Origin of the sequence: Neptunomonas sp. (assembly GCF_041601355.1) — a bacterium.
Lineage (GTDB): Bacteria > Pseudomonadota > Gammaproteobacteria > Pseudomonadales > Balneatricaceae > Neptunomonas.
This window is the reverse complement of sequence record NZ_JBFIIH010000026.1, coordinates 18,253-36,551: the sequence shown is the minus strand read 5'-3', so window position 1 is coordinate 36,551 and position 18,299 is coordinate 18,253. Positions and strand designations below refer to the sequence as shown.

At 46.2% G+C, this 18,299-nt stretch carries 16 protein-coding genes; 9 read left to right on the top strand and 7 right to left on the bottom strand.

The features are described 5' to 3' along the window. From ABY436_RS06385 to ABY436_RS06360, 6 genes are all read left to right on the top strand, one after another. Positions 1-967: dihydrolipoamide acetyltransferase family protein (locus ABY436_RS06385; RefSeq protein WP_372738167.1), on the top strand; the 967-nt coding region annotated here is incomplete at its 5' end. A gap of 164 nt (positions 968-1,131) precedes the next feature. Next, positions 1,132-3,054, top strand: coding sequence for a PrkA family serine protein kinase (locus ABY436_RS06380; protein ID WP_372738166.1), 1,923 nt, complete (start codon positions 1,132-1,134; stop codon positions 3,052-3,054). A 38-nt stretch (positions 3,055-3,092) separates the two neighbouring features. Further along, a complete protein-coding gene (locus ABY436_RS06375) occupies positions 3,093-4,376 on the top strand; it encodes a YeaH/YhbH family protein (RefSeq protein ID WP_372738165.1) in 1,284 nt (427 codons plus the stop codon). Further along, complete coding sequence (locus ABY436_RS06370) at positions 4,373-5,887, top strand: SpoVR family protein (protein ID WP_372738164.1); 1,515 nt, start codon at positions 4,373-4,375, stop codon at positions 5,885-5,887. The genes ABY436_RS06375 and ABY436_RS06370 overlap by 4 nt, the downstream gene beginning before the upstream one ends. A gap of 103 nt (positions 5,888-5,990) precedes the next feature. Continuing rightward, a complete protein-coding gene (locus ABY436_RS06365) occupies positions 5,991-6,356 on the top strand; it encodes a histidine triad nucleotide-binding protein (RefSeq protein WP_372738163.1) in 366 nt (121 codons plus the stop codon). Positions 6,357-6,471: 115 nt separating this feature from the next. Further along, a complete protein-coding gene (locus ABY436_RS06360; RefSeq protein ID WP_372738162.1) occupies positions 6,472-7,557 on the top strand; it encodes a peptidoglycan-binding protein in 1,086 nt (361 codons plus the stop codon). A 57-nt stretch (positions 7,558-7,614) separates the two neighbouring features. On the opposite strand, the gene ABY436_RS06355 is transcribed toward ABY436_RS06360, so the two are convergent. Next, a complete protein-coding gene (locus tag ABY436_RS06355) occupies positions 7,615-8,232 on the bottom strand; it encodes a LysE/ArgO family amino acid transporter (RefSeq protein ID WP_372738161.1) in 618 nt (205 codons plus the stop codon). Positions 8,233-8,324: 92 nt separating this feature from the next. On the opposite strand from ABY436_RS06355, the gene ABY436_RS06350 reads away from it, so the two are divergent. From ABY436_RS06350 to ABY436_RS06340, 3 genes are all read left to right on the top strand, one after another. Then, entirely contained in the window at positions 8,325-9,245 is a 921-nt protein-coding gene (locus ABY436_RS06350; RefSeq protein ID WP_372738160.1) for a LysR family transcriptional regulator ArgP, read from the top strand. A 143-nt stretch (positions 9,246-9,388) separates the two neighbouring features. Beyond that, positions 9,389-10,324, top strand: coding sequence for a bifunctional enoyl-CoA hydratase/phosphate acetyltransferase (locus tag ABY436_RS06345; protein WP_372738159.1), 936 nt, complete (start codon positions 9,389-9,391; stop codon positions 10,322-10,324). Positions 10,325-10,333: 9 nt separating this feature from the next. Then, complete coding sequence (locus ABY436_RS06340) at positions 10,334-11,521, top strand: acetate/propionate family kinase (RefSeq protein ID WP_372738158.1); 1,188 nt, start codon at positions 10,334-10,336, stop codon at positions 11,519-11,521. Between the two features lie 70 nt (positions 11,522-11,591). On the opposite strand, the gene ABY436_RS06335 is transcribed toward ABY436_RS06340, so the two are convergent. The 6 genes from ABY436_RS06335 to ppc form a co-directional block, all read right to left on the bottom strand. Beyond that, the gene (locus tag ABY436_RS06335) at positions 11,592-11,996 is read right to left on the bottom strand and encodes a GNAT family N-acetyltransferase (RefSeq protein ID WP_372738157.1); all 405 of its coding nucleotides are present in this window, start codon (positions 11,994-11,996) and stop codon (positions 11,592-11,594) included. A 60-nt stretch (positions 11,997-12,056) separates the two neighbouring features. Further along, the gene (locus tag ABY436_RS06330; RefSeq protein ID WP_372738156.1) at positions 12,057-12,707 is read right to left on the bottom strand and encodes an SGNH/GDSL hydrolase family protein; all 651 of its coding nucleotides are present in this window, start codon (positions 12,705-12,707) and stop codon (positions 12,057-12,059) included. Between the two features lie 32 nt (positions 12,708-12,739). Further along, positions 12,740-13,477 (bottom strand): 23S rRNA (guanosine(2251)-2'-O)-methyltransferase RlmB, encoded by a 738-nt coding sequence (gene rlmB, locus ABY436_RS06325; RefSeq protein WP_372738155.1) that lies wholly within the window; start codon positions 13,475-13,477, stop codon positions 12,740-12,742. Continuing rightward, the gene (hemH, locus tag ABY436_RS06320) at positions 13,467-14,504 is read right to left on the bottom strand and encodes a ferrochelatase (protein WP_372738154.1); all 1,038 of its coding nucleotides are present in this window, start codon (positions 14,502-14,504) and stop codon (positions 13,467-13,469) included. Before hemH ends, rlmB begins: the two co-directional genes overlap by 11 nt. Positions 14,505-14,665: 161 nt before the next feature. After that, positions 14,666-15,328 carry an adenylate kinase gene (adk, locus tag ABY436_RS06315; RefSeq protein ID WP_372738153.1) on the bottom strand — a complete coding sequence of 221 codons (663 nt, stop codon included), beginning with the start codon at positions 15,326-15,328 and terminating at the stop codon, positions 14,666-14,668. Between the two features lie 300 nt (positions 15,329-15,628). After that, entirely contained in the window at positions 15,629-18,241 is a 2,613-nt protein-coding gene (ppc, locus tag ABY436_RS06310) for a phosphoenolpyruvate carboxylase (RefSeq protein ID WP_372738152.1), read from the bottom strand. Between the last annotated feature and the right edge of the window lie 58 nt (positions 18,242-18,299).

The window sequence follows — 18,299 nt, the reverse complement described above, 5'->3', positions numbered from 1 at the left end:
TCCACAAACCGGCATCATTGCGCATTTATTCGGCGCTGAAGGTGACACCGTACACACCGGGGAGCCGCTGGTCGAATTTGTTACCGATGAAGAAGAGGACAGTGGCACCGTGGTAGGATCTCTGAGTAAAGCCGATACCACCTCCCAGGAAGATGACTTTATGATTGGTGCATCGCCCAGCTCGTTAGCACATCGCCAGCAACGCACCAGTTCTGCAGGCCGGGCGCTTGCCAACCGTCTCGATATTGATCTTGATACGATTAAAGGAACAGGACAACAAGGCTCAATCAGCGTCAGTGATATTGAGCAGGCGGCTCGCTACAACCGGCAATTTGGCGCGCCGGAAAGACTAAAAGGCGTACGTAAGCATATGGCGATCAACATGAGCCAGGCGCATGCTCAAATCGTACCCGTTTCACTGTTTGAAGATGCAAATATCAGTCACTGGCCGCCAAAAACAGATATCACCATGCGATTAATCCAGGCGATTACAGCAGCGTGCCAGAGCGTTCCCATTATTAATAGCTGGTTTGACGGCCAACAACTAACGCTGCGCCCACACAAGCACATTGATCTCGGGGTCGCTGTTGATACAGAAAAAGGGCTGTTTGTACCCGTTTTAAGAAATATTGCGGCACGTTCAGACGCTGAACTTCGCGAAGGATTGAATCAATTACGCAGTGACGTAGCCGCCAGAACCATTCCTGCAGCTGAGTTGAAAGGAGCTACGATCACGCTCAGCAACTTTGGTACCATGGCAGGGAGATATGCAACTCCCGTGGTGGTACCACCACAAGTCGCCATTATCGGCGCCGGTGTCATACGCGAAGCAGCGCTGGTTGAAAAAGGTAAAATAGTGATCGGTAAAGTACTACCAATTTCATTGACTTTTGACCACAGAGTTGCAACTGGAGGAGAGGCTGCGCGCTTTTTACAAATATTTATTAGCTCTCTGGAAGATAAATAAACTAAATTGAAACCAATAGCTTAAGAAACATGTCTAAAAATTAGCAAGTACATATATAGACAGTCTGAGCTACACTAAAATTATAGTGGTAAAAACAGGTGCTAGAAAAATCTTTTCTCTGCAGCGCCTTAACTAGCTCGCCAGCAAACAGAAGGGTGAATGCGATGGGTATCTTTGAGAACTACAAAACGCGCTACACATCAACGATGCAGGAAGAGATGTCTCTGACAGATTATCTCGAACTCTGTAAAACCGATTCTATGGCTTATGCCAGTGCAGCAGAACGTATGCTGAAAGCCATTGGCGAGCCCGAACTCATTGATACTGCCAAAGATCCACGTCTGAGCCGTATCTTTTCCAACAAAGTGATAAAACTGTATCCAGAGTTTGATGAGTTTTATGGTGCTGAAGACGCCATAGAAAATATCGTCTCTTACTTTCGCCATGCTGCACAGGGACTGGAAGAGCGTAAACAGATTCTTTATCTGTTAGGCCCCGTGGGTGGCGGTAAATCCTCATTAGCCGAACGTCTGAAATACCTGATGGAAAAGATCCCTTTTTATGCCATTCAAGGCTCTCCGGTGTATGAATCGCCTTTGGGGTTATTCAACCCGGCAGAAGATGCAGAAATTCTCGAGCAAGAATTCAACATTCCTCGCCGTTATCTGAAAGGTATCATGTCACCGTGGGCAGTAAAGCGCTTACATGAGTACGGTGGTGACATCTCCAAATTTAAAGTGGTGAAGCTCTACCCTTCTATCCTCAATCAGATTGCGATTGCTAAAACCGAGCCGGGCGATGAAAACAATCAGGATATTTCCTGCCTTGTCGGTAAGGTTGATATCCGTAAACTGGAAGAATTCCCACAGCACGACCCTGATGCTTACAGCTTTTCGGGTGCTTTATGTCATGCAAACCAAGGGGTCATGGAGTTTGTTGAGATGTTTAAAGCGCCTATCAAGGTGCTTCATCCTCTGTTAACGGCAACTCAGGAAGGTAACTACAACAGTACCGAAGGAATGGGAGCTATTCCGTACGACGGTATTATTCTTGCCCATTCTAACGAATCTGAGTGGCAGACATTTAAAAACAATAAAACCAATGAGGCCTTTATTGACCGTGTTTACATTGTCAAAGTCCCTTACTGCACACGTATTTCAGAAGAGATAAAAATCTATGAAAAACTTCTGGAAAACAGTTCGTTACACGCAGCACCCTGTGCACCAGACACATTGAATATGCTGGCTCAGTTTTCTGTACTGTCGCGTCTTAAAGAGCCTGAAAACTCTAATCTTTATTCAAAAATGCGTGTTTATAATGGTGAAAACCTGAAAGACACTGATCCTAAAGCCAAGTCGATGCAAGAGTATAAAGACCTCGCTGGAGTCGATGAGGGCATGAAAGGGCTATCGACACGTTTTGCCTTCAAGATTCTGTCAAAAGTCTTTAACTTTGACTCGTCTGAAGTCGCCGCCAACCCAGTCCACCTGATGTATGTGCTGGAACGGGAAATTGAACAGCAACAATTTGCGCCAGAGGTTCAGGAAAAATATATCGGCTTTATTAAAGAATATATTGCCCCTAAATATATCGAACTCCTGGGTAAAGAGATTCAAACCGCTTATCTCGAATCCTATTCCGAGTATGGTCAGAATATCTTTGATCGATACGTAACCTATGCCGATTTCTGGATCCAGGATCAGGAATATCGTGACCCGGAAACAGGCGATATTCTGAACCGACAGGCGATCAGCGAGGAGCTCGAAAAAATCGAGAAACCTGCCGGTATCAGTAACCCTAAAGATTTCCGTCATGAAATTGTTAACTTTGTTCTGCGCGCACGCGCCAGTAACGACGGTAAGAATCCGTCTTGGTCTAGCTATGAAAAAATGCGTTCAGTCATCGAGAAAAAGATGTTCTCTAATACTGAGGACCTGCTCCCCGTTATCTCGTTTAATGCGAAAGGATCGTCTGATGAGCAGAACAAGCATGGCGAATTTGTAAAACGGATGACCGAACGTGGCTATACAGAGAAACAGGTTCGTCTGTTATCTGAATGGTATATACGCGTAAGAAAATCCCAGTAACATAGTTCGGTTTCTCGCCGAGAGAAGGAGTACGGAACATGAGTTACATTATTGATCGCCGTCTCAATAGCAAGAAAAAAAGTGCTGTTAACCGGCAGCGCTTTTTACGCAGATATAAAAAACAGATCAAAGAAGCTGTTGAAGAGTCGATCAAAAAACGCTCAATTCAGGATATGGATCGGGGAGGCCAGATCACTATTCCGCGAAAAGGTACCTCTGAACCACTTTTTCACCATGGTAAAGGCGGCAAACAAACACGTGTTTATCCCGGTAATAAAGAGTTCAACACCGGCGATGAATTCCAACGGCCCCAAGGAGGGGGAGGTGGTGCAGGCCAGGGACAAGCCAGCAATCAGGGTGAAGGGGAAGATGATTTTTCTTTTTCGATTAATCAGGAAGAGTTTCTGGATTTCATGTTTGATGGTTTAGAGCTGCCCTATCTGGTCAAAAAGCAGCTCATGGATGCCACTCAGTTTGAGACGCACCGGGCAGGATTTACTCAGGCAGGATCGCCCGACAAGCTGAATATTATTCGCTCGTTGCGAGCAGCGCATGCACGACGTATTGCGCTGTCCGGCTCTGACCGGAATGAGCTACGCGAGCTGAAAAAGCAATTATGGGCACTCGAAACGGAACCGGTTAGTGATGATCGCAATCAAAAAATACATGCCCTGCGAGAACAGATCAAAGCGCTGGATATCAATAAAAAAAGAGTACCCTTTATCGATGATTTTGATCTGCGTTACAACAATATAGTAAAAACGCCGATACCCTCCAGCAAAGCCGTGATGTTTTGCATCATGGACGTATCAGGCTCAATGACACAATCGATTAAAGAGATAGCCAAACGCTTCTTTATTCTTCTCTACCTGTTTCTGACCCGAAACTATAAGCAAATCGAAGTTGTCTTCGTGCGTCACCACACACATGCGAAAGAGGTCGATGAAGAGGAATTCTTCTACTCACGTGAAACCGGCGGCACTATTGTCTCCAGTGCACTGGAGCTTACTGCCGAAATTCTGCAGCAGCGCTACCCTCGCCATGAGTGGAATATCTACGTGGCACAGGCATCAGATGGCGATAACTGGGACGGTGACTCGCAAAGATGCACCCAGCTGCTAACTGAAAAGATCCTTCCTCTGGTTCAGTATTACGCCTATGTTGAAATTACCAACGGGCCGCAGCAAAACCTCTGGCATGAATATCAACAGATACATCAGAATCACCCGGAACAGTTCGCAATGCAGCATATAGAAGAACTTTCTGACATCTTTCCTGTTTTCCGCCGATTGTTTGAGCGTAAAACCAAGGGGGCCGCATGAGCAATAAGCCAATATCTACTGGTGCAGAATGGACCTTCGAACTGATAGAAGAATATGATCGTGAAATTGGGCGTATCGCAGCTGATTTTGGTCTGGATACCTACCCAAACCAAATCGAGGTAATCACATCCGAGCAGATGATGGATGCTTATGCCTCGGTTGGTATGCCGCTAAACTATCACCACTGGTCGTATGGTAAGCAGTTTGTAGAAACAGAACAGCGTTATAAACGTGGTCAAATGGGCTTAGCCTACGAAATAGTCATTAATTCTAACCCATGCATCGCGTACCTGATGGAAGAGAACACCATGACCATGCAGGCACTGGTCATTGCTCACGCCTGCTACGGACATAATTCATTTTTCAAAGGCAATTACCTGTTTCAAACCTGGACGGATGCCTCTGCGATTGTAGACTACCTGGTCTTTGCTAAGCGCTTTATCGCGCAGTGTGAAGAGCGTCATGGTATTGATGAAGTGGAGTCCATTCTCGACGCTTGTCACGCTTTGATGAATTATGGCGTGAACCGCTACCTGCGTCCCAAACCCTTAACAGCCGAAGAAGAAAAAGAACGCCTGAATGCGCGTGAAGAATACAACCAACGTCATATTAATCAATTGTGGAATACCATTCCGAAAAAAGAGGAAGGAAGCGACTCATCAAAACAACCCCGATACCCTTTAGAGCCTGAAGAAAACCTTCTCTATTTTATTGAAAAAAATGCTCCCCTGCTTGAGTCGTGGCAGCGTGAAATTGTTCGTATAGTACGTAAAATCGCACAGTATTTTTATCCCCAGAAACAAACTCAGGTTATGAATGAAGGCTGGGCGTGCTTCTGGCATTACACATTACTACATCAGCTATATGACGAAGGTTTCGTCAATGACGGCTTCATGATGGAGTTTTTGCATTCCCATAGTAGCGTTGTGTATCAGCCACCTTTTGACAGCAAGTATTTTACTGGTATTAATCCCTATACACTCGGCTATAACATGATGCAGGACATCCGTCGCATCTGTGAGAACCCGACACCTGAAGATTATGAATGGTTTCCGGACATTGCCGGCAGCAACTGGCAAACAACGCTCGATCACGCCATGCGTAACTATAAAGATGAGAGCTTTATTCTGCAGTTTCTTTCTCCGCACCTAATCCGGGAACTCAGATTATTCTCTATTATTGATGATTCAGAAAAACCAACACTGAAAGTTTCCGCCATTCATAACGAACCGGGATACCGTCAAATCCGCGAACAGCTATCCGCCCAATATAACCTCGGAAACAGAGAGCCGAACATACAGGTATATAACGTAGATATTAGAGGAAATCGCTCACTAACACTCCGGCATTTCGTGCATAACAACATGCCATTGGGCGAAGATACTGAAGAGGTGTTAAAACATATCCACACGCTTTGGGGATTCGATGTTCATCTGGAATCTGTTAAACCTGACAATACAACGAGCGCCAGTTACCATTGCCCGCCAAAAGAGAAGCTTGAGCTGTACTAAGGTGCATCGCTATACTCTTAAGCTAAGCGTATGCGAGCGCATTTAAACAGCACTGCCATCTTATGCTGGCATTATTACTCACTATAAAAACAGAGAATTTATAATGGACTGCCTTTTTTGTAAAATAGTAAATAAAGATATTCCGGCGCAAGTTATTTATGAGGACGATCAGGTTATCGCCTTTAACGATATTAACCCACAAGCGCCTTTGCATTTCTTAGTCGTCCCTAAAAAACATATCAGCACGTTAAATGATATTAATGAAGATGAGCGTGAACTGGTAGGCCACATGGTCATGACCGCAGGAAAAATATCTAAAAACCAAGGTATTGCAGAAGATGGATACCGAACCGTTTTTAACTGTAACAGTCATGGGGGGCAAACAGTTTACCATATTCATCTGCATGTTCTCGGTGGAAAAGCCATGGGATGGCCCCCCTACCAAGCGACATTAAAACAGCCAATTTAAGTATTTTTCAAGAAATTATGAACAAAATATGAACATTTCCGTTCATATTTCCTTCATTAAAAGATCTATAGACTTCCCTCACCCCCAAAAAAAACAATACCCAGGGAAGTCTGTCATGAAAAAGCAAATTTTTACTTTCACCGTTTCAGCTCTGGCTATCGCAGTACTATCAGGCTGCTCGGCTACCAACAATAGTTCTTCTCAGACAGATATCAAAAACTCGTCTGAATATCTGGCGCTTCAGCAAGAACTGACCACGGTAAGAAACGCTAAGGGGGATACCTCTCAACTGGAGTCTGAAATTGCACGTCTGACACGAGAAAGCCAGACAACCAGCCTGCTGCCACCCAACCCTCAACCTGGTGAATGCTACGCGCGTGTTGTTGTCCCTGCAAAATACGCCATGGAATCTGAAACTGTTCAGGTAAGAGACGCGGCTCAGCGTATCGAAACAACCGCACCTGAATATGGCTACGCTGAACAACGAGTACTGGTTAAAGAAGCCTATGAGCGCTTAGAAGTCATCCCGGCTACTTACAAAAATGTATCTGAAAACATTGTAGTCGCGGAAGCCTCTGAGAAACTTATTCGTGTGCCCGCTAAATATAAAACAGTCACAGAGAAAATCCTGGTTCGCCCAGCTCACACTGAATGGAAAAAAGGCACTGGCCCCATCCAGAAAGTTGATGCCGGAACCGGTGAAATCATGTGTTTAGTTGAAGTACCCGCTGAATATAAAACCGTAACTAAAACGGTTTTGGTAGAACCTGAAACGGTTAGAACCGTTGCTATTCCGGGTAAAACCCAAAGCATTAAACGTCGTGTAGTAGACCAACCAGCTACTACGCGTAAGGTTGTTGTGCCTGCTGAATACAAAACCGTTAAAGTGCGCAAGCTGACTAAACCGGCTCAGCAACACGCAATTGCTATTCCTGCTGAATTTAAAACCGTTGAAAAGCGTGTCAAAATCAGCGATGCATACCTGGAATGGCGCTCAATTCTTTGCGAAACGAACACTAAGCCAAGTCTGATTAGTGACCTGCAGCGCGCCCTGAAAGCCAAAGGTTACAACCCTGGCAGCATTGATGGCATACTCGGCAAGGGCACAATGGCTGCGGTGAACGCTTACCAGAAAGCTAATGGTATGGCTTCCGGCCAGTTGACAATGAATACGTTGAAGTCGTTAGGTATTGCTATCTGATTCCTCCATAGATTTTTTTTAAAGCCCGCAGAAAGCGGGCTTTTTGCTGTTTGAAAATCAACCAATCACACCCAGCAACTTAAGCAACAGCCAAGCAGCAATGGCCCACATCATCAGTGCGACCAACCCCTCGACCCAACGCCAGATATGCGGTTTACCCAACCAGGGTGATAAGCCTTTCGCCAGAAACGTCAAAAAAACGAACCAACTAAATGAGGCTAAAATTGCGCCGATCCAAAAGCTGGTTTTCTCCGCTCCTGCAAACTGATTACCAATACTACCGAGCAGGACAACAGTATCCAAATACACATGCGGATTTAAACAGCTCACTACCAAGGCTGTGATAATTGCTGATTTGAGATCCCCTTTTGCCTGACCCGCAGTCAGTCCTGTGGGCGATATAAACGCCCTGAATGCAAAAAACCCATAAACACATAAAAAAATAAAACCACCGACCTGAAACAGGTTAAGCGCAATCGGCCACTGCTGGATGACAACGCCAGCGCCAATCATGCCTATGCTAATAAAAAGCGCATCAACCAGAATACAGATAGTGGCAACCGGCCAATGGTATTGACGCTTAACCCCTTGCGCCAATACGAAGGCATTCTGCGCACCAATCGCCATAATGAGGACGGCTGCTGCCATATAACCCTTTGCCATAAAAATAAACATATCGCCTGCTCTGAATAAACACTGGAGAAGAGTGTGCTTGATAACTAGAATATAATGAAACTAATGATTTTAATATTTGATTAGAATTTCTTATGGTTGACTATAAACAACTCAAAGCACTTTCCACCGTTCTTGAAGAAAAAAACTTCGAACGAGCGGCTAAACGATTGCACGTTACTCAGTCCGCCGTTTCTCAACGCATTAAGCAACTGGAAGAGATGGTCGGGCAAACATTACTCATCCGCTCGCATCCAATAACCCCAACGCCTGCAGGCCAGACACTGCTTAAACATTTTCGCCAGATTGAGATGCTGCAAAATGAAGTCATGTCAGAACTGAACCCTGTGTTGAAATCGGGGCATATCCGATTATCCATTGGTGTCAACGCGGATAGTCTGTCAACCTGGTTTTTACCCGCCATTGATCCGATCTTAAAACAGCATAACGTACTATTGGATCTTAAAGTTGATGATCAGGATCAAACACATCACCTGTTGCGCAGTGGCGAAGTGATGGGGTGCATTACTTCCAGCCCGACACCCTTGCAAGGTTGCCACTGTATTCCACTCGGGGTATCAGTATATCGCTGCCTGGCATCCCCTGAATACATACAACACTACTTCCCTAATGGCTGTGATAAGCAGCAATTGATGCGAGCACCCATCGTTGAGTACAATTATAAAGATGCACTGCAACATCGCTATTTGAGTAAATTTTTTGATATCTCTCAGGGAGACTACCCTGCTCACCGCGTCCCATCATTCGAAGCATTTATCGATTTTATTACCCGTGGATTTGCAGCAGGCATGATTCCCGACCAGCAAGGTGACATACACCTTAAATCCGGACAACTCATTGATATTAAACCTGGATATTTTTTATCAGTGCCGCTTTACTGGCATGTATGGAACCTAAAAACACCGTTAGCAAACACACTGACAAACGCTCTCATTAAACAAAGCGAAATAGACCTTGAACCTTTCTCAAAGCATCCGGAACTCACGGCATGTTAATAATCATTAGACTTTATGATACAGATCATTAAAACCATTTGCTGCAATGCGTCATGAACATTAAATTGTACTAAACTATACGTTAAATAGATTCCAGAGCTTTCAAGATAGCTGGATTACCCTTGAACTAAGGTAGATAGATCATGATTCTCAAAGAACAACCTCCTGTGCATAACCAGCTCGAATTTTTTATTGAACAAGCGGTAAAAGCACGCCCCATCCGTACAGCTGTTGTACATCCGGTTGATCACAATGGTTTAATGGGTGCGATTGAAGCCGCTGAGCATAATCTTATTATCCCTGTTCTGATTGGTCCGAAAAGCAAAATTCTGACGACAGCAGAAAAACTTAATCTTGATATTTCAAATTATGAAATTATCGATGTAGAGCATAGCCATGCTGCCGCAGAAATGGCATGCGAACTGGCACGCCAAGCTGACGTAGAAGCGATTATGAAAGGGGACTTAGGCAGCTCTGAACTAATCAGCGCCGTCATTCACAAAACTAAAGGCATACGGACTGAACGCCGCCTAAGTCACGTATTTGTATTTGATATCCCAAATTACCACAAGCCTTTAGTTATTACAGACGCAGCCATCAATGTCGTTCCTAACCTGATGACAAAGCGTGATATCGTGCAAAATGCTATCGATTTTTGCCGTGCCCTTGGCGTAGCCGAGCCTAAGGTCGCTATTCTGGCCGCCATCGAAAAAGTGAAACCTTATATGCCCAGCACCATTGATGCGGCTTGTCTGTGTAAAATGGCAGATCGCGGCCAAATAACCAACGGTCTTCTGGACGGTCCATTGGCATTTGACAATGCAATCTCTTTGCAGGCGGCTATCGACAAACATATTAACTCTCCCGTTTCTGGTGATGCTGATATTTTACTAGCGCCCGACCTGGAGTCCGCCAACATGATAGCCAAGCAGCTCATTTATCTGGCTGATGCGAAGTCTGCCGGCATCGCATTAGGTGCTAAAGTCCCTATTATTCTGACCAGTCGTTCAGAGAAGACTTTAGGCCGCCTGGCATCCTGCGCGCTGGCATCACATATGGTTCATCATCCAGTATCATAAGAAGGAAATATGCAAACTATCCTGACTATTAACGGCGGCTCATCCAGCCTGAAGTGCGCTCTTTTCAAAGCAGAAAAGAATAATGTAACGCCAATCTACCAGTTCAAACTGGGGAATATTCTGGGTGATCCCCGCATTACACTGAAGGATGGCAGCGGCAACAAAATTACGCCACCCTCAATCGATGTTACCGGTATCGATAAATCTGAACGACATAAAAAAGCACTCAGTACTGTTTTAGAATGGCTGGCAGAATGCGCGCCGCACCTTGAAATAACGGCTTTTGGCCATCGCGTTGTACACGGGGGTGAGCAATATTGCGCTCCCGTCCTGATCGATGAGCATAATTTGAATCAACTGAAAGCGTTAATTCCACTGGCTCCATTGCATCAACCATATAATCTACTTCTGATTGAAGCGTGCCAGGCGCTTGCCCCGGAACTACCACAGATAGCCTGTTTAGATACGATGTTTCACGTCGGCCAACCAGCTGTTGAGCGCCATTATGCCATTCCCCGTAAGTTCACAGAGGAAGGCATTCATCGCTATGGTTTTCACGGGCTGTCTTATGAGTATATTCAAAAAAGCCTGAGTCAGATTTCAGATGAAGCCGGCAAAGCTAAAACCATTGTGTGCCACCTTGGTGCGGGTGCCAGCATGTGCGCTACTTTTCAAGGAAAAAGCATCGCTTCAACCATGGGATTCACAGCAGTGGACGGTTTACCCATGGGAAGCCGATGCGGAAATTTGGATCCGGGGGTTTTACTTTATCTACAACGCCATCACCATATGGACACCGACGCACTTGAAAAAATGATTTATCAGGAAAGCGGTTGGCTGGGCGTTTCAGGTCTCTCATCTGATATGCTGACACTTCATCAGGCAAATACACCGCAAGCAGAAGAAGCTATTGATATGCTGGCCTACCGTATCGCACTGGAGTTAGGTCGTTTGTCTGCCGCTCTGGGTGGCTTAGAACAAATCGTTTTTACCGGCGGTATTGGTGAAAATGATGCGGACTTACGGGTACGGGTATTAAACCGTAGCCAATGGCTGGGGGTTGTTTTTGATGAAAAAGCGAACACAAATAACCTTCAGGTTATCAGTACAGAATCAAGTAAGGTCACTGTCAGAGTGATTCCCACTAATGAAGAAGCGATGATCGCGTTACATACTCTTGATGTCATTGGCGTCTGATACTATACGTTAAAAAACAGGCATATGACCCTGAGCCATTGTTCAGGGTCCTTAACTTAATGATCAATCCTCAGTGTTCTGTACCAGCATAAATCCACATAGCCTGTGCTTCTCCTGCTTTTTCGAAACCTAATCGTTTATAAAATCCGATCGCATCGCCATCCGCCGTCAGCATTTGCTGATGAAAGCCAGTGTATTTTTGTTGTAACACCTGCATTATCTGCCGCCCAATCCCTTGCCCATGAAAACTCGGATGAACCAGCAGATGAGGATAGTAGACCACCAAAAAACCGTCCGAAATGGCATTACCGATACCCACCAGCTTACCTGCAATACGAGCCGTCACTAAGGTATCGGAATTACGTAACGCCTGTATCAGCAGCTCAGGCTTATCCGCTGAGGACCATTCATTTGCCCGGTATAGTGTCATCACTTCATCTAACTGAAGTGTGTCTTGCATACTAATGGTAACCACTCTACCTCCATGTTTCTGCTCCTGTTATTACTCTTCATTCCGGCGCTTTTATTGGTATCGTTATTCTTGTAGCTCAATAATGCACTTGATCACTTCAGACAAGGCCAAACCCAGCGTTTGATGCTGGTCCTCATCAAGATGAATACCATCGACACGGCTCGCTTCTGTCACATCTGAGGCATCAAAAAAGTATACTTGCTGCTCTTCAGCAACACCTTTCAGGGCTTCAGCCAGCCCTATACATTTATGTTCCGCACCCTCAAATTTTTCAGCAACGGGGCCTTTAGGAGACAGCATTTTGGGTGGCGCAACAATTAAAATATCCGGAACAGGCATCCCAGGTTCAATAGGAGCCTGACGAATAATAGTAACCAGTTTTGCCATACCTTGCGATGACATCCATGCATTGTGATGATGCATGACTTGAAAATCGTTGGTGCCGAGCATCAACACAACCAGCGCTAATGGCGAGCAGAACTCAATTGCCTGACCAAGCCCGTCTGAACCGTCACGTCCCGGCTTATATGGGTCACTCCATACTGTGCGCCTGCCATTCAGACAGTTTTCAATAACTCTGATGGCATGACCTTGCGCCAGCAACTGCTTTTCAACTACGCCGGGTAAACGCTTATCAAACGCCAGACGTTTTCGGCTTCCGGGAATAATCCCCCAGGATAAAGAGTCGCCATATACCAATATCTGCTTCATCATGTTGTCCTTAACAGCAAGCTGAATTGTACCCACTATAACTGACGTTGACGCACCGCTTCAAACAAACACACACCCGTAGCTACTGAAACATTCAGGCTACTGACCTCACCGGCCATCGGGATTTTAATGAGAAAATCACACCCTTCACGTGTCAGGCGCCGCATCCCTTTTCCTTCAGCCCCCATAACAAGTGCCATCGGGCCGGTAAGATTGGCCTGATAGACCATCTGCTCCGCTTCACCCGCTGTGCCGGTAATCCAGATACCGCGTTGCTGTAACTCTTGCAAAGTACGTGCAAGATTAGTCACTTGCACATAAGGAATAACTTCTGCGGCACCACAAGCAACCTTAGAGACGGTCGCATTTAACGGCGCAGACTTATCTTTTGGTGCGATCACGGCATGGACACCAGCAGCATCCGCCGTACGTAAACAAGCACCCAGATTATGTGGATCAGTGACGCCGTCCAACACGAGTAAAAAGGGTGCCTCATCCAGCTTATCCAACAGCTGATAAAGAAAACTTTCAACCTTTGACTCCATCGGTGTACAGGCAGCGATCACTCCCTGATGCACCCCGCCCTGTGCCATCTCATCCAGTTTTTGCCGGGGAATCCGCTCAACGCGGATATTATCCCCCAGTTCTTCTAATAGTTGATTGAGACGCTCATCCTCACGCCCTTTAAGAACTACAACACGTTGTACGCGAGCCGCGTCATACTTAAGCGTGGTTTTAACGGCATGAAAGCCAAATATTAATTCAGGCTGCATTAGTTTCCTCTTCTGCTTGATTATCTGACTTCAGCCAGTCAGCGGCCTGTTCTTCTACGAGTATTCTTAACGTATCAATAAAAGCAGGGGTACTATTTACAGCCGGGATATACTGATACGACTTGCCACCTGCTTTATGGAACACCTCTTTATTCTCTTGGGCAATCTCTTCTAACGTCTCCAGACAGTCCGCCGTAAAAGCAGGACACACAACATCGACAGCTGTAACCTTCTGCTGTGCTAAGCTTTCAAGTGTTTTATCAGTATAAGGCTGCAACCACTGCGCAGGGCCAAAACGTGATTGAAACGTAGTGATCCATTGCGTATCGGCCAAACCCAGCGCTTTTGTTACTAACTCAGATGTCTTATGGCACTGTTGCGGATAGGGATCACCTTTCTCAGCATACTCTTTGGGGATACCGTGATAAGAAAGCATTAGCTTTTCAGTACCCTCACTGGTCTCCTGAAATGAGCGAATACTGCTTGCCAGTGCGTTGATATACGCCGGATGATCATAAAAAGACTTCACGATGCGAATATCCAGCACCTCTCGTCGTCCGAGCTGAAAACGCGCGATCTGATCATAAACCGGTGCGGTTGTTGTCGCTGAGTATTGTGGATACATAGGAATAATCAATACTCGTTGATAGCCATGTGAGGCTAAAGACGCCAAGCGCTCTTTTAAACCAGGTGAACCATAGGTCATTCCGGCAAAAACACAGGGAGCGGCTTCATACTTTTGCTGCAACTGCAGTTGTAACTCGGTTACCTGCTCATTCAGAATCTTGCGCATCGGGGAATCATCTTCCCAGATGGCCTGGTAAAGTTTTGCCACTTTGCGTGGACGTAAGTTCAGGATGATAAAATTAAGCACTGCCAGCCAAGCCAGACGACGAACACCTGTTCCCTCAACGACACGAGCGTCAGAAAGAAACTCCCGCAAGTATCGTTTTACCGCGCCAGCTTCTGGCTTATCAGGCGTCCCCAAATTGGTAAGTATAACCGCTGTTTTGATCGAGCCAGGCATATCGATTATCTGTTAAAAATGAAAGCAGCTATTATCCCGAAGATACATTCAAAAACCCAGCCCTGCTTTGAATGTACCCAAGCAAAAACAGAAAAAGCCGCATAAAGCGGCTTTTTCCTATTTCCTAACCTGAAAAAATATTTTAACTCAGGCTTTTATCCCTACTCGGCTTCCTTTAAACCCGCAAAGACTTGTGCACGGATATCATCAACTGTTCCGACACCGGCAACATAGACATATTTAGGTGCATTTGGCTGTTTAGCTTCACCCCAGCCTTTATAGTAACTGATCAGAGGTGCTGTCTGATCGTGATAAACATTCAGACGATCACGTACGATATCTTCAACGTCATCCGCACGCTGTACCAGATCTTCGCCAGTTACATCGTCCTTGCCTTCCACTTTCGGCGCATTGAAAAGGAGATGATAGGTACGGCCTGAACCCGGATGAACCCGGCGTCCACTCATGCGCTTAATGATTTCGTCATCTGCCACGTCGATCTCGACAACAGCATCAATAACAACACCTGCATCTTTCAAGGCATCAGCCTGTGGGATAGTACGAGGAAAACCATCAAACAAGAAACCATTCTCACAATCTGCTTCTGTAATACGCTCTTTTACCAGCCCGATAATAATGTCATCGGATACCAGTTCACCAGCATCCATGACCGCCTTAGCTTTAACGCCAAGAGGTGTACCGGCTTTCACAGCCGCGCGCAGCATATCGCCAGTTGAGATCTGAGGGATGCCGTACTTCTCGGTGATGTACTGCGCTTGAGTGCCTTTGCCAGCGCCTGGTGCGCCAAGAAGAATAATACGCATTAAGGATTTCCCCTACTCTAACTATTAAGAAAATAAATTTTTTAGTGTGCTCGATTGGACCGTCCAAAAATGGGTTGCGTCGCTTCTACGCCTATAAGTCCAACGCAACCAGCACGATATTGGGTAAGAACCATACTGGGGCATTGCCACAGCGACAATTCGACATTAGCACTAGCATTATGTAGAAAACATCACCCAAAGGACTATTTGGCTGATTTCCTTAGCGAAATATCGAACATAATTTAAAACCGAGAGGCGAGAGTAAGCCAAAGTAGCCTTTGGCTCAACCCCGTACTTACATTAACCCGTATTGCGCATACCCGCAGATATGCCCGCCATCGTCACCATTAATGCCTGTTCTAAGCGCTGATCAGGATGATTTCGATCACGATAAAGCAGCTCAGCCTGTAAAAAATGCAGAGGGTCTATGTAGGGATTTCGTACATCAATGGATTGCTGAATGACCGGATTATCCACCAATAACTCCTTACGCTGCTTTATATCCAGTACTTTTTCCACGGCAACCGATAAACGATGCCTCAGACTTGAACCCAATACCTTCAACTCATCCGAGACCAACCTTGATTCATAATATTCAGTCAGGCGCGTATCACTTTTTGCCAACACCATCTCCAGCATATCCACATAAGAACGGAAAAACGGCCATTTTGCGTACATATCATGCAATAAGGGCAACTCATTATTGCGAACAGCTGCTTCAAGCGCGGTATCAGAACCCAGCCAAGCCGGTAGCATCAGTCGAATCTGAGTCCAGGCAAATATCCACGGAATCGCGCGTAAGCTTTCAACACCTCCGTCCGCTTTGCGTTTAGCCGGCCGGGACCCCAGCGGCAGTTTACTCAACTCCTGTTCGGGTGTGACCGCTCTGAAATAAGGCACAAATTGCGCATCATGTCTCACCACAGATCGATAAGCCTGCAGCCCTGTTTCCGCCATTTTTTCCATCTGGTCACGCCAGACATTCTTCGGTAAAGGCTCAGGTGACAGAGTCGCCGCCAGGACAGCACCGGTATAAAGCTCTAAGTTTCGTACCGCCAGCTCAGGGATACCGAATTTAAAGCGAATCATCTCACCCTGCTCTGTCACCCGCAGACTGCGATCCACCGATCCCGGCGGCTGAGCAAGTATGGCTGTATGGCTGGGGCCGCCGCCGCGTCCGACAGTACCACCACGGCCATGGAATAGCGTTAGGTGCACCTCATGCGCCTGACACAGTTCAGTGAGCGCTTCTTGTGCTTTAAACTGCCCCCATGCAGCAGCTAACTGACCCGCATCTTTGGAGGAGTCTGAATAACCGATCATTACCTCCTGATGACCATGCGTATATTGCTTGTACCACGGCACAGAGAGCAATGCATCGATACAATCACGTGCACTGTCCAGGTCATCTAATGTCTCAAACAACGGCACCACACGTATATCATGGCTGATACCCATTTCACGCAACAGCAGAATGACAGAGAGCACATCAGACGGATGACTGGCCATCGAGATAACATAAGAACCTAAGGATGCCGGATCAGCTTCAGCGACGACTTTACAGGTATCCAGGACCTCCTGTACTTCAGGCGATGGACTCCAGTCACGCGGGATCAGAGGACGTTTGCTTTGCAGCTCTTTTAACAAAAATGCCTGCCGCCCCTCTTCTGTCCAATGAATATAGGAGCCCAATCCATAAAACTGTGAAATTTCTTCAAATACCTGCGCGTGCCGGTCTGAACTCTGACGGATATCCAGGCGAACCAAGGTCATACCAAAGCAACCCACCCGCCTGATAATATCTTCAAGTGGCCCCTCTGCAATAATCTCCATGCCACATTCAACCAGCGAACGATGACACAACATCAGAGGTTCTAGCAGTTTATCAGGCGTCAGCATCGGACAGAGCACACTACTGACTTCATTCTCCTGATCCAGACGCTCTTTAATCCAATGTTGAGTACATACCAGTGAATCGCGCACCTCACCCAACAATTGGCGGTAGGGCTCAGGAGCATCGCCTACCCGCTGACGTAGCTCTTGGTTACAGTTATACATTGATAACTCAGCACGCAGGGCATCAATATCCCGCACATAGAGGTCTGCAGCCATCCAGCGGGATAACATCAGTACTTCTTCAGTGACAACGGCCGTAACATTAGGGTTACCGTCACGATCACCGCCCATCCAGGACGAGAAACGTACCGGCGAGCAATCAAGCGGCAAACCCTGGCCCAGAATGGCGTGGGTTTGCTCATTTAAGCGTTTTAAAAAGGTAGGGACAGCCTCCCACAAAGAGTTTTCAATGACAGCAAAACCCCACTTTGCTTCATCGATAGGCGTAGGGCGCACCTGTCGGATCTCATTAGTATGCCAAATCTGGCTAATCAATTCTTTTAAACGATGCTGCTCGGACTCTCCGCGATCTAATCCACGCAAACAGTCAGTGATGGCGTCATACTTCTGAATCAATGTACGGCGATTAACTTCGGTAGGGTGTGCCGTCAGCACCAGATCAACTTGCATCTCAGCCAATGTTTGTTGGATCTTCTTTACGCCAATGCCTTCTTTCTTCAGCCGTTTCAATAACTGCACATATGAGTCAGTTGCTTCAAGATCACAGATTTCCTGATGACGGCGAACCCGGTGATGCTCTTCAGCGATATTGGCTAAATTAAGGAATTGCGTAAAACCGCGGGCAACGGGAAGCATTTCGTCTTCACTCAACCCTTTGAGTTCAGTAAGCAGATTATCTCTGTCTTTTTCGGTGCCATGACGACCGGCCTTAGCCAGTTTGCGAACCCGTTCTATTTTCTCCAGAAATTTTTTGCCCAGATGTTTTTCTATTGTCTGCCCGAGGCTATCGCCCAACATCCTGACATCATCGCGTAAGGCTTCATGCAGATCGTTCATTCCCAGCTCCTTAGTGAATATCGAATCACAATCCTCTGAGCATAGATTTTATTTGAAC